At 36.9% G+C, this 15,281-nt stretch carries 17 protein-coding genes and 1 tRNA gene; 6 read left to right on the top strand and 12 right to left on the bottom strand.

What is annotated here, in order from left to right; genetic code table 11:
• Positions 1-30 precede the first annotated feature (30 nt).
• The 7 genes from smpB to HIPMA_RS06150 form a co-directional block, all read right to left on the bottom strand.
• Positions 31-477 carry an SsrA-binding protein SmpB gene (smpB, locus tag HIPMA_RS06120; RefSeq protein WP_013682183.1) on the bottom strand — a complete coding sequence of 149 codons (447 nt, stop codon included), beginning with the start codon at positions 475-477 and terminating at the stop codon, positions 31-33.
• Positions 474-2,588 (bottom strand): type IV pilus secretin PilQ, encoded by a 2,115-nt coding sequence (locus tag HIPMA_RS06125; RefSeq protein ID WP_013682184.1) that lies wholly within the window; start codon positions 2,586-2,588, stop codon positions 474-476. Before HIPMA_RS06125 ends, smpB begins: the two co-directional genes overlap by 4 nt.
• A 12-nt stretch (positions 2,589-2,600) precedes the next feature.
• Entirely contained in the window at positions 2,601-3,014 is a 414-nt protein-coding gene (locus HIPMA_RS06130) for a hypothetical protein (RefSeq protein ID WP_013682185.1), read from the bottom strand.
• 6 nt (positions 3,015-3,020) lie between these two features.
• Positions 3,021-3,554 carry a type IV pilus inner membrane component PilO gene (locus tag HIPMA_RS06135; protein ID WP_013682186.1) on the bottom strand — a complete coding sequence of 178 codons (534 nt, stop codon included), beginning with the start codon at positions 3,552-3,554 and terminating at the stop codon, positions 3,021-3,023.
• Between the two features lie 3 nt (positions 3,555-3,557).
• On the bottom strand, positions 3,558-4,145 hold the full coding sequence (locus tag HIPMA_RS06140; protein WP_013682187.1) for a PilN domain-containing protein: 588 nt from the start codon (positions 4,143-4,145) through the stop codon (positions 3,558-3,560).
• Entirely contained in the window at positions 4,142-5,203 is a 1,062-nt protein-coding gene (pilM, locus tag HIPMA_RS06145; protein ID WP_041324016.1) for a type IV pilus assembly protein PilM, read from the bottom strand. The genes HIPMA_RS06140 and pilM overlap by 4 nt, the downstream gene beginning before the upstream one ends.
• 168 nt (positions 5,204-5,371) lie before the next feature.
• Positions 5,372-6,235: a hypothetical protein gene (locus HIPMA_RS06150; RefSeq protein ID WP_013682189.1), complete on the bottom strand. Its 864-nt coding sequence runs from the start codon at positions 6,233-6,235 to the stop codon at positions 5,372-5,374.
• A gap of 148 nt (positions 6,236-6,383) precedes the next feature.
• On the opposite strand from HIPMA_RS06150, the gene HIPMA_RS06155 reads away from it, so the two are divergent.
• The 6 genes from HIPMA_RS06155 to HIPMA_RS06180 all read left to right on the top strand — a co-directional run bounded on the left by HIPMA_RS06155 (position 6,384) and on the right by HIPMA_RS06180 (position 11,213).
• Positions 6,384-6,459: transfer RNA gene (locus tag HIPMA_RS06155), tRNA-Ala, on the top strand.
• A 16-nt stretch (positions 6,460-6,475) separates the two neighbouring features.
• The gene (ilvA, locus tag HIPMA_RS06160; protein WP_013682190.1) at positions 6,476-7,987 is read left to right on the top strand and encodes a threonine ammonia-lyase, biosynthetic; all 1,512 of its coding nucleotides are present in this window, start codon (positions 6,476-6,478) and stop codon (positions 7,985-7,987) included.
• Positions 7,988-8,055: 68 nt separating this feature from the next.
• On the top strand, positions 8,056-8,316 hold the full coding sequence (locus HIPMA_RS06165) for a glutaredoxin family protein (RefSeq protein WP_013682191.1): 261 nt from the start codon (positions 8,056-8,058) through the stop codon (positions 8,314-8,316).
• A gap of 4 nt (positions 8,317-8,320) precedes the next feature.
• Positions 8,321-9,622, top strand: a complete 1,302-nt coding sequence (locus tag HIPMA_RS06170; protein WP_013682192.1) for a phenylacetate--CoA ligase family protein — start codon at positions 8,321-8,323, stop codon at positions 9,620-9,622.
• Between the two features lie 9 nt (positions 9,623-9,631).
• Positions 9,632-10,066, top strand: a complete 435-nt coding sequence (locus tag HIPMA_RS06175) for an ACT domain-containing protein (RefSeq protein ID WP_013682193.1) — start codon at positions 9,632-9,634, stop codon at positions 10,064-10,066.
• Between the two features lie 16 nt (positions 10,067-10,082).
• Positions 10,083-11,213: an ABC transporter substrate-binding protein gene (locus tag HIPMA_RS06180; protein WP_013682194.1), complete on the top strand. Its 1,131-nt coding sequence runs from the start codon at positions 10,083-10,085 to the stop codon at positions 11,211-11,213.
• Here the strand turns inward: HIPMA_RS06180 and HIPMA_RS06185 are convergent.
• Genes HIPMA_RS06185 through fliG form a run of 5 tightly spaced genes read right to left on the bottom strand, consistent with a single transcriptional unit; the run spans position 11,200 to position 15,274 of the window.
• Positions 11,200-11,781, bottom strand: a complete 582-nt coding sequence (locus tag HIPMA_RS06185; protein ID WP_013682195.1) for a MotE family protein — start codon at positions 11,779-11,781, stop codon at positions 11,200-11,202. The two genes, HIPMA_RS06180 and HIPMA_RS06185, sit on opposite strands and share 14 nt — an antisense overlap.
• The gene (locus HIPMA_RS06190; RefSeq protein ID WP_013682196.1) at positions 11,732-12,184 is read right to left on the bottom strand and encodes a flagellar FliJ family protein; all 453 of its coding nucleotides are present in this window, start codon (positions 12,182-12,184) and stop codon (positions 11,732-11,734) included. The genes HIPMA_RS06185 and HIPMA_RS06190 overlap by 50 nt, the downstream gene beginning before the upstream one ends.
• Entirely contained in the window at positions 12,184-13,488 is a 1,305-nt protein-coding gene (gene fliI, locus HIPMA_RS06195; protein WP_013682197.1) for a flagellar protein export ATPase FliI, read from the bottom strand. The genes HIPMA_RS06190 and fliI overlap by 1 nt, the downstream gene beginning before the upstream one ends.
• Positions 13,481-14,245, bottom strand: a complete 765-nt coding sequence (locus HIPMA_RS06200; RefSeq protein WP_013682198.1) for a FliH/SctL family protein — start codon at positions 14,243-14,245, stop codon at positions 13,481-13,483. Before HIPMA_RS06200 ends, fliI begins: the two co-directional genes overlap by 8 nt.
• Positions 14,246-15,274 (bottom strand): flagellar motor switch protein FliG, encoded by a 1,029-nt coding sequence (gene fliG / locus HIPMA_RS06205; RefSeq protein WP_013682199.1) that lies wholly within the window; start codon positions 15,272-15,274, stop codon positions 14,246-14,248.
• Between the last annotated feature and the right edge of the window lie 7 nt (positions 15,275-15,281).

Raw genomic sequence — 15,281 nt, forward strand, 5'->3', positions numbered from 1 at the left:
TTACTTATTGGAGGCTATATTTCAAATGAATTATTTAAAACGGGCCAATTCTCGCTCAGCCTCTCTGGTTAGATCCCTTTCTTTAATATCTTTCCTCTTGTCAAAGAGCTTCTTACCTTTAGCAAGGGCAAGCTCCATTTTTATCTTGCCATTTTTAGAATAAACCTTTAAAGGTATAAGCGTAAGGCCTTTCTCTTTTACCTTGCCTATAAGTCTTCTTATTTGGTATTTATGAAGAAGGAGCTTTTTTTTTCTATAAGGGTCATGATTTGTATGAGCAGATGCAAACTTATATGGGCTTATGTGAAAATTATTTACCCATATTTCACCATTTTTTATTTCAGCATAGCTATCTTTTAGATTAGCAGAACCCATTCTTATGGATTTAACTTCACTGCCTTTAAGCTCAAGGCCCGCCTCGTAAGTTTCTAAGATTTCATAATCATGGCGGGCCTTGCGATTAACTATCTCTCTCATTCCTTTACAATATGCGGTGTAACAAAAATATAAAGCTCCGTTTTTGGATTATAGATTCTTTTTGTCTTAAACAACCACCCCAAAAGCGGTATTCTCATAAGGCCAGGAACGCCTGATACAGTCTTCTGGGTAGTGCTTTGCATGAGTCCACCTATAACTATTGTCTGACCGTTACTCAATATAACTGTAGAGTCAACCTCGTTTGTGTTTATCGGGGGTTCCCCGCCTACGCTGTGAGAATAATCTGGAGAATCCTTTTTTATTTTGAGTTTAAGTATAACCTGATCATTTCTTGTTATATGAGGAGTAACCTCCAAAGATAGCGTTGCCTCTTTAAAGCTAACGCTTGTTGCACCACTTGCACCAGCACTCTCTTGATAAGGTATCTCCTGACCGCTGCTAATCTTCGCTGGTTCATTATCCAGTGTTATAACCTTAGGAGTAGAAAGAACCTTACTATATCCCTCTATCTCACCCATTGTAAGTTTAAGATCTAAGTTATAATTAGCCAATACATTGCCAATAGCCAATCTTACCGTAGATGTTGGGGCATCGCTCAGACCTGCTGGTAAATTAACTACAAAATTGTCGTTTGAAAAAGATTCAGATGGTGGCAATCCACTGCTCACATCCACAGGAGACGAACTACCTCCAACGCCTATAAAGGTTTTAGAATTATTTATATTTTGATTAAAGAAATTGCCTCCCCATTGGATTCCAAGCTGCCTTTCGAAAGATTTACTTATCTCAACTATTCTTGCATCTATCTCAACAGCCCTCTTCTTCTGATCTATTATACTTACTATTTTCTTTATCTTTTCAATGTTATCCTTTATATCATGGCATATTAAAGAGTTATTTTTAATATCCGATACTATAAATCCACCCAATTTACCCTTGCCGCCATTGTATAGCAGCTTATTTATTATTTTAATTGCATAATCCGGTGTGATGTAATTCAAGTTTATAACCTTTGTTATGGCGCTCTTCATTCTCTCAAGTTTTTCTTTATCCTGAAGTGCCTTTATCTGCTGTTGCTTCTGCTTCTGATATCTTGCCGCTGTAGTAATAACAACAACATTTCCTTTTCTATCAGCAACAAGTCCTTCCTGTTGTAATATCAAATCCAACGCCTGATTTAAAGGCACATCCTTTAGCTTCATAGTAAGTGTACCCTTTACGTCATCTCCTATTATGATGTTAAGCCCACTAATCTGAGCAAATACTCTGAATATATCCTTAAGTTGAGCATCTCTAACATCAAATGATATTAACTTATCCCCCGGTAAAATCTTTTCAGTAGTTTTAGTCTTAGCAAGAGATGATTTAGAGGTATTAGAATTCTTCTTATACCCTTCTGAAGTTATACCTTTTAGCGGAAAAATAATGTATACATGCCTTTTATCGGCGTAAAACTTTTTAATCTCTGCACCCTTCTTCAATGTTATTACAAAATCAACGCCATCTACCTTTTCTGACGCAGATATAGAACTTACGTTAGCAGCAATATCCTTTAGGTTTTGGGGCATCAATGCTGCTTTTGTTGCTGTTGCATTATTTAGTCTTAAGTATAAAACACCCTCGCCTTCTTTTAGAGAGAAATTGGGCTTTCTTTGGGTAAGCACAACAACCATTTCATAGGTCTTAAACTTTCTGTATGAGATACGCTCAACTTTATTTAAATTTACCTTTGTAGTTTTAGTAGCAATTTTTTGGGATGGTTTTTTATAAACAATACTCAGCAGACCACCTTTATTAAATATATTACATTTAGCTTTCTCTTCCTGCTCAAACACCGTAGAAAACCTAACAAATTTACCTTTAATATTCTCTTCTTTATCATCCTTATGAAACGCAACTTTAACTTTAACATTTCCGTCACTATAAATTCGAGCTCCTTTTAGGCACGGTATGCATTTATCAACCCCTACAACATCAACAACACACCTGCTAGGGTTTTTTAAATAAAATGTTTTATATTTTATATTACCGTCGTATTTTACCACGCATTTACCATTACCTACATCTATATATCTAATAGTGGCAGCATAGCTATTTAAGCTAAACACCAAAATCAATAAGCTAATTGCAAGAATCATTTTTCCCTTCATAACAATCTCCCCTTACTTTTTAAGTTTCAGACTAACCGTTTTCACAACTCCATTGACATCAACGGCAACAACAACTTCATTATTTTTTATTTCTTTTATATACACATTGTCTTGCAACTTATACCCCTTCGTAACAACCACAGGAACACCTGAGGGGCCAACTATCAAAGCTGCATTGAGATTTGTATCTTTGCTCGTTATTATCATTTTAACAGTTAAAGAGGAGGTTATCATATCAATTTCTTTATTGAATCTTTCTTGCTTTGTCATCGCTATCTTTGCTTTTTTCATTAGTTCGGCCTGTCTTATCTGCCTAAGCTTTAACAAATCCATAAACGGATCCCTCTTAAGCTTAATTTCAAATCCACTCGCAATAGATATAGCAAAAAAGATTCCAATGCCAACCAAAACAGCTTCTTTTTTCATTCTATCTTACCTTTTAAAATAGTATGTTTCTGCGGAAAACTTAACATCCAACAACACCTTAGAACTACTGACTATCTCAGGTCTACTTATTGAAAAGTTTTTCACTTTAAATAATCTATCCATTTTAGCCACTTTTTCAAACACATTTCCGCAGTTTACATAAGTGCTTCTTATTCGTATATCTATGGGTTTTATATAATAGAGACCATCTTTGGACTTAATAGCGTTCTTTGGATTAAAGCTCAAGAGAACTACATCTTCTTTTTTTATTATGCCATTGAGCTTAACAAGGAGTGAAGGTATCTCTTCTTTTAGCGGCAACTTAGACGAATACTTTTTAAATTCAACTTGGGCTGCTTTATATTGCGCTTTGAGTTTTGGCAATTGTCTTTTATATTTATAGAGTCTTTCGATGTCTTTAGATAGTCTGTCTATTTTGTCTGAGGCATCTTTATAATAAAAATAATACCACAATCCACCTATTAAGGTCACACCAAGAACAATAAATATAATAATTTTTCTTGTATCCAAATCTTTCATGCTTTAACCCTTCAGTGTTACGACTATAGAAAATGAATAGACATCAACCCCACCGTGACCACTTAACTTTTTCAAACCACTTCCATCAAATCTAACTTTTTCTACATTTTTTAGTGTTCCTAAACGTATCATATAATCCGCTACAGCCTCTGGTGTAAAACTCTTTCCTTTAATTTTAATAACTTTTCCATTTTTTGAAACACTAACAAGCCATAAACCGCCGCCGTATGTTTTTATAGCGGAATTTGAGATTTGATTAAAGCCCTCAGGCATAGTATTAGCAATTTCAGCAAGAATCATGGCAGCCTTACCTCTATCTTTCTCTAAAGACTTAACAGCTTTTACCATTCTCTTAACTTCACTTATTCTGGCCTTAATCCTTCTAACTTCCTTTTCAAGCCTGCTTAGATTGTTTCTCTCTGTGGTCATTCTATCTATCTTGTCATTTGTCATATAGGTAAAAACACCTAAACCTACTATCTCAATCAAAAAAACAGAAATTATAATTACAATAGACAATGGAACATCTAAGGCAAACGATGCCTTCTTTTGCCTTATTTCTTCTTTTCCTAATAAGTTTATTTTTATCATAGATCTAAACCTCTCAGCGACAATCCGCTTGCTATGGTATAGAATGAACTATCCTCCAAGACCACACTCTCATTGGAAAATCCCGATTTCGAAGCAAAGTTAAATGGGTTAAATGTTATAATTTTAGATTTTAATAGTTCTTCTGCGAATTCAAGATTCAATCTATCTGTTAAAGCACCTAAACAACCAACTAAAACAATATTTTCGACATCCTCTTCCATATCCAATATATTGGCCTTGTAAAATGTTATGGAATTTTGGATTTGCGTGTATAACATAACCATTTTATCATTTATAAAGTTCAAAAAACTTTCTTTTTTTTCCTTATCTTTATAAGAGGGCTCAAATATCAAATCTATTTCTTCCTTTTTTATTTCCAATACATCGGAAGCCTCATCCAACATATCTGAAAAACCAAAATCTATGTATCTGCTAAATACAGGTATCTCATTCTTTGTAAACACAAGTTTGGTTGATACATGGCCTACATCCACAAACAGATTATGTTTTTTTGCTTTATCTGGCTCATTTACAAAAAATGCATTTGCAACCGCAAAAACATCTACATCTACTATTTTTAGATTAAGCTTAGCTTTTTTTAAGGCCCTTTTGTAGGACTCTATTATATCCTTTTTCGTTATAGCTATTAAAACTGTCATTTCCTTTTTCTCTTCGTTTCTTTCAAGCAACTGATAGCTGGCGTTTACATGCTCCATGCCAAATGGCGCATACTGCTCTGCCTCCCACATTATAGCCTGCTCCATCTCTTCATCTGCAACCAAAGGCATAGAAAGTGTTTTACTAATAACAGTAGAACTATTCAAAGATATAGCAACATTTTTATTTCTTATCTTATTTTCAGAAAATACAGTTGAAATAAATTCAGAAAATATATTTTCATCAACACCCTCTGCACTAACAATACCATCAGGTGTTCTCTCTTTAAAAGCGCTTATTAACTCTATCACACCTTTTTTATTTTCGAAATATACAATCTTGGTGAAGTAATGGCCAACATCGATTCCAACTAACCCCTTTTTACCAAACACAGCTTTCACTTCTCCTTTATAAAGGATTGTTAATTTCTACTTTTTATTTAAACACATCCTTTCCATCATGTCAAACATATTTTATCTTAGCAAAACTAATTCCTTCATTTTAATTAATCGGAAGAAGCATAAAAAAATTAAGCGGGCTTAAAAAGCCCGCTTATAAGAAACCCACCTTTATTTTAAAAGACTCTTTAAGGATTCATCTATCTCACCAGGCATAGCCATATGAGCAGAAAACGCGGCCATTCCCGCATCCATGAAATACAGAGACATTCTATACATTTCAGGTAATGCCTTTATTTTTCCATCGTCATAAACAACAAGTTCTATAGGAAATGCACAAAGGTGGTCATATCCACCTATCTCAAAAGCCTCTTTTTCATATTTCGCATTACTTACACCCACAACCGCAGCATCACCTATCTTTATCTGATAAACTTTGCTCCAGCCGTTTTTCTTTGCACTCAAAGCATCATTCAAGACTGCTAAAGCCTTGTCAACAGAACCGTATTTATGACCTACTTCATAGATCGTATAAATACTCTGGCCCATCATCTGCCAATTGCCAATCTCATCCGGGTCGGTCGAATAACCAAAATCTTTTTTTTCTGCCTTAATTCCTGCAACCTTAAGAAGAGCAATCTCAAGTTTAGATTTTGTTTTTTCTGCAATAGATTCAAGCTTAGATTTACCTTTTGCAAAAGCATCAACTACATAAACAGGATTTACAAACATAACGTTATTTTTCTGTATTCCTACTCTCAATGGAGCAGCAAAATATGCATACCTTCCCGCTTTAGCAATAGCATCAAAGTAAGTTTTATCCTCAACAACCAAAACAGTCAAATCCTTAAGATTACCAGGATTGTAAGAAGTGATAATCTTAAATTCACCACTCAAAGCCTTTTTTACGGCACTTACGACAGCCTCGTGGTTCGCATTATCAACGCTACCCACAAGCTCATAAGTTGTAAGAGCAGCTACAGAAACATTCGAGAGGAACAACACAGCAGCCAACATCAATAAAATCTTCCTCATCCCACAACCTCCTTAAAAAAATTTTATTAGTAGTGATATTTTTTTACCATTTAGTAGTTGCTATGTCAATAATTTACTTAGGTTAGTTTTATAGCTACACATCTTTGTTTGACAATCACTAATTCATTTTTTATATTGCCTTATAGTCGGGCGGTTAGCTCAGTTGGGAGAGCGCTACCTTCGCACGGTAGAGGTCGGGGGTTCGACTCCCCTACCGTCCACCATTCATAGGGGGGAGAAATGGACGATATATTTAGACTCATATTAACGGCAAGGGTTTATGATATAGTAAAAGAGACGCCATTGGATTATGCGGCCAATCTATCAAAAAAGTTAAACAACAAAATACTACTAAAAAGAGAGGATTTGCAAGATGTCTTTTCATTCAAAATCCGCGGAGCCTATAATAAAATAGTTCACCTATCAGGGAATGAAAAGAAAAAGGGAGTAATAGCTGCAAGTGCCGGCAACCATGCCCAAGGTGTTGCGCTATCTGCCAAGAAACTCGGAATAAAGGCCGTTATTGTAATGCCAGAGACAACACCACAAATAAAGGTAAATGCCGTAAAAAGACACGGAGCAGAGGTTGTTTTAAAGGGGGATAATTACTCAGAAGCCTATGAGTATTGCAAAACCCTCATAAGAGAAACCGGTCTTGTGTATATACCTCCATTCGACGATGAGCTGGTAATAGCAGGACAAGGCACCATAGGTCATGAGATAATAAGACAAACAACAAAGGAAGATGTATACGCCATTTTTGTTCCTGTAGGAGGCGGTGGTTTAATAGCCGGCATTGCAACCTTTATAAAAAATGTCTACCCAAACATAAAAATAATTGGTGTTGAGCCAACAGAAAGCAATGCTATGTATCTATCACTAAAGGAAAATCACAGAATAGTGCTTGATAGGGTTGGAATATTCGCAGATGGTGTAGCTGTAAAAGAGGTTGGCGAATTGACATTTGAAAAAGCAAAACAGTACGTAGATGAAGTAATCTTGGTTAATGTAGATGAGATAGCATCAAGCATAAAAGACATTTACTATGATACAAGGAATATAGTAGAACCAGCAGGTGCTTTGGCCGTCGCGGGGATAAAAAAATACATAAAAGAACACAACCTAAAGAACAAAACTTTCATTGCAATAAATTCAGGCGCAAACATGAATTTTGATAGGCTTAGTTACGTTGCGGAAAGGGCTGTAATAGGAGAACATCAAGAGGCATTATATGCTGTAAAGATACCTGAGGAACCGGGTGAGTTTAAAAAATTCTGTCAAACGGTAGTACAAGACAAAAATGTCTCAGAATTCCACTACAGGCTCGCAAGCAGGAATGAGGCCTACATACTGGTGGGCTTGACAGTGGATTACGAAAAGGAGAACAGAGAAATCTTACAAAGAATGAAAAAGGCTGGATATTACGCCATGGATGTAACGCATAATGAGTTAATAAAAGACCACATTAGATATATGATAGGTGGAAAATGCCAATTTGCAAAAAATGAGATATTTTATGATTTCAGATTCCCAGAAAAAGCAGGCGCGTTAATGAGATTCTTAAATAATATGAAGGAGAAATGGAACATATCAGCATTTCATTACAGAAGGCACGGCGGTGAATTTGGAAGGGTGTTTATTGGATTTGAGATACCCGAGGGTGAGAAAAAAGAATTTGAGGAGTTATTAAAGAAAATAAACTACGACTATGTAGATGAAACCAAAAATATTGCATGCAGGCTCTTTTTGTAAGTTGACAAGTTAAAAGTTTAGAATAATATCCAAAATGCATGAATTTTAAGGAAAAAGGAGGTCAACTTATGGCAGAAAAAACACAGAAAAAACAGCCAAGAGTGGTGGTGTTTTCCACACCATCATGCCCGTGGTGCACAAGGGTCAAATCATACCTGAAACAAAACGGTATAAAGTTTAAAGATGTGGATGTATCAAGAGACAGAAGGGCAGCAGAAGACATGGTTAAAAGAACCGGTCAGACCGGCGTTCCAGTGGTTCTCATAGGCTCAAGGGCTGTGGTTGGGTTTGATAAGGTCAAAATAGACAAATATCTGGGTTTGAGGTAGTATTATGATTTATGATGATGAGCTTGAAACTTTACCAAAAGAGGCATTGGAAGCCTTACAACTAAAAAGGCTTCAAAGCATGGTCGAAAGGGTCTACAATCTTGTACCATTTTACAGAAGAAAATTTGATGAGGTCGGTGTCAAGCCAGAAGACATAAAAACACTAAATGATTTAAAAAAGCTCCCGTTTACAACAAAACAAGACTTAAGAGACAACTATCCATTTGGGTTATTTACCATTCCCCTTGAGCAAGTTGTAAGGGTTCATGCATCAAGTGGCACAACAGGAAAACCCACGGTAGTTGGATATTCAAAGAGGGATATAGAGGTATGGTCAAACCTTATGGCACGGTCTTTTGCTGCAGCAGGTGTAGAAAGAGGTGATGTAATACAGAATGCATACGGCTACGGTCTGTTCACGGGTGGTTTGGGTGCCCATTACGGGGGTGAAAAACTTGGAGCTACGGTTATACCAATATCAGGTGGCAACACAAAAAAACAAATAATGATTATGAAAGATTTTAGCTCAACTGTATTAACAGCCACACCGTCATACACCCTCTATTTAGCTGAAACTATAAGAGATATGGGTATTGAAAGGAACGAGTTAAAGCTCAGGATAGGCATCTTGGGTGCTGAGCCCTGGAGTGAAGAGATGCGCAAGATGATTGAGGAGAAATTAGGCATAGATGCTATTGATATCTACGGATTAAGTGAAATCATGGGGCCTGGCGTGGCTATAGAATGCAAAGAAGCAAAGCATGGTTTGCATATTTGGGAAGATGCATTTATCCCTGAAATAATAGATCCAGAAACTGGAGAGGTTCTACCAGATGGCGAAGAGGGGGAACTCGTTATAACAACAATAATGAAAGAGGCAATGCCTCTGGTTCGTTACAGAACTAAGGATATCACACGCATCATAAAAGAACCGTGCATCTGCGGCAGAACCCACAGGCGCATAGAGAGAATTAAAGGCAGAAGCGACGATATGCTCATCATACGCGGTGTAAACATCTTCCCAAGTCAAATTGAAGCACTGTTAATGGAAACAGAGGGGGTAGAGCCCCATTATCAGTTAATAGTCGATAGGGTAAACAACTTAGATACATTAGAGGTTAAGGTGGAGGTAAGCGAGAAGCTATTCTCCGATGAAATAAAACACCTGCAAAAGCTAAAAGAGAGAATAGAAAAAGACATTAAAGACCTATACGGTATAACAGTAAAGGTAACATTAACAGAGCCAAAAAGTCTTCAGAGATTTGAAGGCAAGGCAAAAAGGGTCATAGATAAAAGAAAGATTTAGGAGAAGGTTATGAAAAGGATCAGGCAAATTTCAGTCTTTGTAGAGAACAGGCCAGGCAGATTATTGGAGGTTGTGGAGCTTTTAGGAAAACACGATATAAACATAAAGGCTCTTTCTTTGGCAGATTCAAGCGACTTCGGCATAGTTAGACTTGTAGTTAAAGGAACAGATGAGGCAATAAAGGTATTGAGGGACAACGGCTTTACTATCAGTGAAACAAATATCATAGCATGTATTATAGATGATAAACCCGGTGCCCTGGCCAAAATTCTAAGGACATTGGCAAACAACCAGATAAATATTGAATATATGTATGGATTTGCATCACCTATCCAGGGAAAAGCTGTTATGGTATTTAAATTCTCAGAGTTGGATAAAGCAGAAAAGATATTAGAGGAAAATGGCGTTCAAACGCTAACACAAGAAGAAATCAGAGAAATTTAATTTTAAGGGGGGGAGTATGAAAAGGCTATTTGTTTTAGTTGCATCTTTGTTGTTGATTGCAACTGCATCATTTGCAACTCAGATTAAGATAGGGGCATTGGTTTCGATTACTGGTCCAACATCATTTTTAGGGCAACCTGAGAAAAACACGCTTGAAATGTTAGCCGAGCAAATCAACAAAAACGGTGGCATCAATGGAAACAAAATAAAACTCATCGTCTATGATACAAAGGGTGAGCCAGCACAAACTGTGGTTTTAGCAAGAAAACTCATCTATTCAGATAGGGTTTTGGCTATTATTGGGCCAACAAGAAGTGGTTCTACGTTGGCTATAATTCCCCTGATAGAAAGAGCCAGGGTTCCCCTTATTTCCATGGCATCGAGTTATAAAATTACAACACCCACAAAGAAATGGGTATTCAAAACAGCACCATCGGACAGTCTTGCAGTTGAAAGACTCTACAGCTACTTGCAGGATAAAAATATAAGCAAAATAGCCATACTTACAGCAGAAACAGGCTTCGGAGAAAGCGGAAGAGAGGAGCTCAAAAAATTAGCATCTAAATACAACATAGAAATCTTAGCAGATGAGACATTCGCAGCCACGGATACAAACATGACACCTCAGCTTATCAAGATAAAAAACATCAAAGGAGTTGAGGCTATCGTATGCTGGGGAACAAACCCAGGGCCTGCATCTGTAGCAAAAAATGCCAAGGAGTTGGGTATAAAAATTCCTCTATTCATGAGCCATGGTGTTGCATCAAAGAGATTTATACAGCTTGCAGGCAATGCGGCAGAGGGGATAATCTTGCCGGTTGGAAAACTAGTTGTGGCAGAACAACTACCAAAGACAGACCCTCAAAAAGCTGTTCTTTTATCCTATAAAAACTCATATGAGAAAAATTTTGGACCTGTGTCAACATTCGGCGGCCATGCATACGATGCGTTTATGATGCTAAAAAAAGCTTTACAGAACAAGGCTAAAACAAAATCGCAGATTAGAGATGAATTAGAAAAGATAAAACACTTTGTAGGTATAACAGGTGTATTTAGTTATTCAAAAAAGGATCATGCAGGATTAGATCCAAGCGATTTCTGTATTGTAAAAATAGAAAATGGCAACTGGAAACTTATTGCTTATTAATCTTTAAGCTGTCCTTTTTAAGAAGGTATTTTTGAAAGATGCTTGCAGCCTTTTTTGGTTGCATCTTTGAGATTATTGCACCTGCCTGTCTTGGCCGCATAAACACCAAAATCTGTGCGGCCACATCCTCATTCATTTGAGATAGCTCCGCTGCGGCAGCCTGTGGCTTGGCAGATGAATATATCTGTGCAAGCTTCTTTATCTTCTGGTCTGCAATTTGTTTCTCTAAACTCTGAAGTTCCTTTTGTTTTTTTGCCAGGTAATCATCAACCTGTTTTTTTACACTTGCAAAATAATCATCTGCTTCTTTTTTCTTCTTCTTAGCATACTCATCGGCTTCTTTCTTTTGCTTATCTATATCTTTTCTCTCCTTATCAAGTTGCGCTTTTAATTTTTCAAGCGTTGAAATCTTTTTATTGATTAGCTGTTCTAAGCTCTTTAGTTCACTTATTCTCTCAACTATCGCACTTAAACTCTTACCCTCTTTTTCTTGAGCAAAACACGGATATACAATAAGACTAATTACCACCAAGCCTGCCATTAGCAGTCTTAATATTGGCGACCTCATCTAAGAACCTCATTTCATCTTTAGTTTGTTGGACCCTATAGTTTTGTAGTTCCTTTTCCTTCAATCTTTCAAGTTTCTTTTTCTCTTTCAGTAAAGCCTTAGCCTCTTCAATATATTCAACCTTCATCTTCTTTAAAGCTTCGATTTGGTTATTTAAATAGTCTATCGACTTAGATGCTTTATCTATATTCTCATTTAAAAAAAGCACCATATTCCTATCAACATTATCGCTTCTAAGTAGACTAAACAGCTTAACTCTTCTTTTTTGATTTTCATCCTCAAGCAATAATACCTCTTGTTTTTTTGAGTTTATCTCCTTATCAATTAGGGCTATCTGAGTTTGCTTTTCATCTAAAAGTCTGGATTTTATCTTTAAGAGTTTCTCAAATTTAAACACAAACATTAACTAAATATACCTCTCATAAGATTTAAGGTATCCTCAAAAGAAAAAGACTCTTCTATCTTTTGAGCTAAAAACCCTTCAACTTTATCTATGTATTTTATAGCCTCATCTATATCCTTATTGCTTCCTTTCACATAAGCACCTATATTTATCAAATCCTCTGCATCTGCATATACGGAAAGCACTTTTCTAATCTTCAAAGCCAATTCTTTATGCTCATCAGTTGTTATGGAACTCATCAACCTTGATATACTCCTAAGAACATCTACAGCAGGATATCTTCCTCTCTCTGCTATCTTTCTGGATAAAACTATATGGCCATCTAATATTGAACGCGATGCATCGGCTATAGGTTCCATTAAATCATCCCCATCCACCAATACTGTATAGATGGCAGTGATAGAGCCCTTATTGAAATTGCCTGCTCTTTCCATCAGACGTGGTAGGAGTGTAAAAACACTGGGCGTGTAGCCTTTTGTAGTTGGTGGTTCTCCAACAGCCAAACCAATCTCCCTCTGCGCCATAGCAAACCTCGTGGCAGAATCCATCATCAACATAACATTTGCCCCTCTATCTTTAAAAAATTCAGCAATAGAGGTGGCAACAAAAGCCCCTTCCCTTCTCAAAAGGGAAGCTTCATCACTGGTTGCAACTACAACAACGCTTCTTTTTAAACCCTCTTCTTTTAAATCTCTCTCTATAAATTCCCTAACTTCTCTTCCACGCTCACCTATTAGGGCTATAACATTGACATCTGCCGAACTATTTCTTGCTATCATTCCAAGGAGAGTACTTTTACCTACCCCACTACCCGCAAATATGCCTACACGCTGCCCCTTACCTATGGTTAACAGCCCATCAATGGCTTTAACACCCAAAGACAGAGGCTCTTTTATTATTTGCCTTTCCAATGGTGGAACAGGCTTTGGATAGACAGGATAGTATTCTTCAACAGGTATAGGACCTTTCCCATCAATAGGTCTACCAAGGGCATTTACAACCCTTCCAAGGAGTCTCTCACTAACCGGAACACTTAAACCCCTACCTTCAGATTTAACCAAGCTCAGCGACTTAACACCATCCAAAACACCTAAAGGCATCAATACAACCCCATCTTCATCAAAACCTACAACCTCTGAGTCTATCCACCCCTCATCTGTTTCTATTTTGCAAACATCACCTATCTTTACATTTTTAGGACCTGTAGATTTTATTGTAATACCCGCAACCTTCTTTATTCTTCCATATGTAACTATCAAATTTGAACCATCTATAACCCTTTTTAGCTTTAATATATCACTCATTGACTATTGAGTTCTTTATCTGATCAAGTTTTGTATTGACACTAGCATCTATAACGTTACCGTTTTCCTCTTCAATTATTACAGAGCCTCTCGAGAGGTTTTTATCTTCAACAACCTCTACTGTTTTGTTCTTATCTAAACTTACATCCTTCAAAACCTCTGCATCTTCAGGATTGAGTTTTAATTTTATCTTTCTGGCCTCGCTAAGCCCCATAGCCTCTCTAACCATATTTTTTATAATATCCCTATCTGAATCAAGTTCTTTGGCTATAACCTTCTTTGCTATATTAAGCACCATATCTGTTGCAACATTCTCAAGCTCCTCATAACGTTTAGATATATCTTTAGCTGTATCAATAAGTTTCTCTATAGCTTGCTGCATCTTCGAGGTATAATCAGCTACGGTTTTATCAAAGACACCTTTGGCATCATTAAGTCCTTTTTCGTAGCCATCCTTATAACCCAGCTCAAAGCCCTCTTTTTTGGCCTGTTCTTTTATAAGTTGTGCTTGTTTCAAAGCCTCTTCTTTTGTTGATTCTATTATAGCCTCAAGTTCTTTTTTTATGGCTTCTTTATCTAAAATAAGTTCTTCTTTTTTTACTTGTGCTTTAGAGGAAATATTATGGCCTTTCTTGTTGGATTCTTTGTCTTTTTGGGTATCTAATCGAGTTTCAAAGTGATTATTCTCTGTGCTATTATCTGCACCTTCACTTGAATCAAAATCCTCAAATATATATTCCTTAACCTCTATGGGCATTTAGGTTAACACCTCCTCTCCACCGCCACCTATGGAGATAACACCCTCTTCGTCGAGTTTACGTACCACATCAACAATAACCTTTTGTGCTCTCTCAACATCCTTAACCTTAACAGCACCCAAGAACTCAAGCTCTTCCTTCAGTGTCTCAGCTGCACGTGAGGACATATTGCTAAAGAATTTATCCTTAAGCTCATCCGATGCACCCTTAAGTGCCATAACAAGGTCTTTTTTATCCACATGCTTGAGCAATTCTTGGATATCTTGATCGCTGAGTTTCATAATATCCTCGAATACAAACATCATATCTCTGATTTGACTTGCAAGGTCAGGATTATGCTCGGCTATAGCATCGATTAAAGCCTTAGACTCTACCCTACCCATACGGTTAATGATCTCCGAAACCTTTCTAACACCGCCAAGTTCTATATTGGAACCACTAACATTTTCAAGCTTGCTTTCCAATATCTCGGAGACATGTTTAATAACCGTAGGTGATACATTTTCAAGAGAGGCCATTCTTAAAGTTACATCGGCCTGCAATTCCTTAGGCAAAAGGGATAACACTTCAGCTGCCGTTGACTGATCCAAATGAGCCAATATTATAGCTATGGTTTGAGGATGCTCATTTTGTATAAACTTAACAAGCTGTTTGGGATCTATATTCTCAAGATAGTCAAACCCATAACTTGATTCCATCATTTTCACAAGCTTGTCGATTATACGCTGAGCCTCTTCAGGACCCAAGGTCTTAACCAAAATTTCCTTAGCATACTCAAGTCCGCCTACGCTCATGAACTCCTTAGCTTTAAGCATTTTGTAAAACTCATCAACAACCTGCCTTATGATTTTGGGATCAACAGTCTTCATAAAGGCTATTTCCTTCGAGATAGCCTCAATATCAGATTTTGGAAGAAATGATAAAACTTTTGCAGATAGCTCATCCCCCAATACTATTGTAAGTATAGCTGCTTTCTGGTGAGGACTGAGGTCGTCTACGCTTTTTATATCGGAAGATGTCTTGGCCATATGTTAC

The sequence above is a fragment of the Hippea maritima DSM 10411 genome (assembly GCF_000194135.1).
GTDB classification, from domain to species: Bacteria; Campylobacterota_A; Desulfurellia; order Desulfurellales; family Hippeaceae; genus Hippea; species Hippea maritima.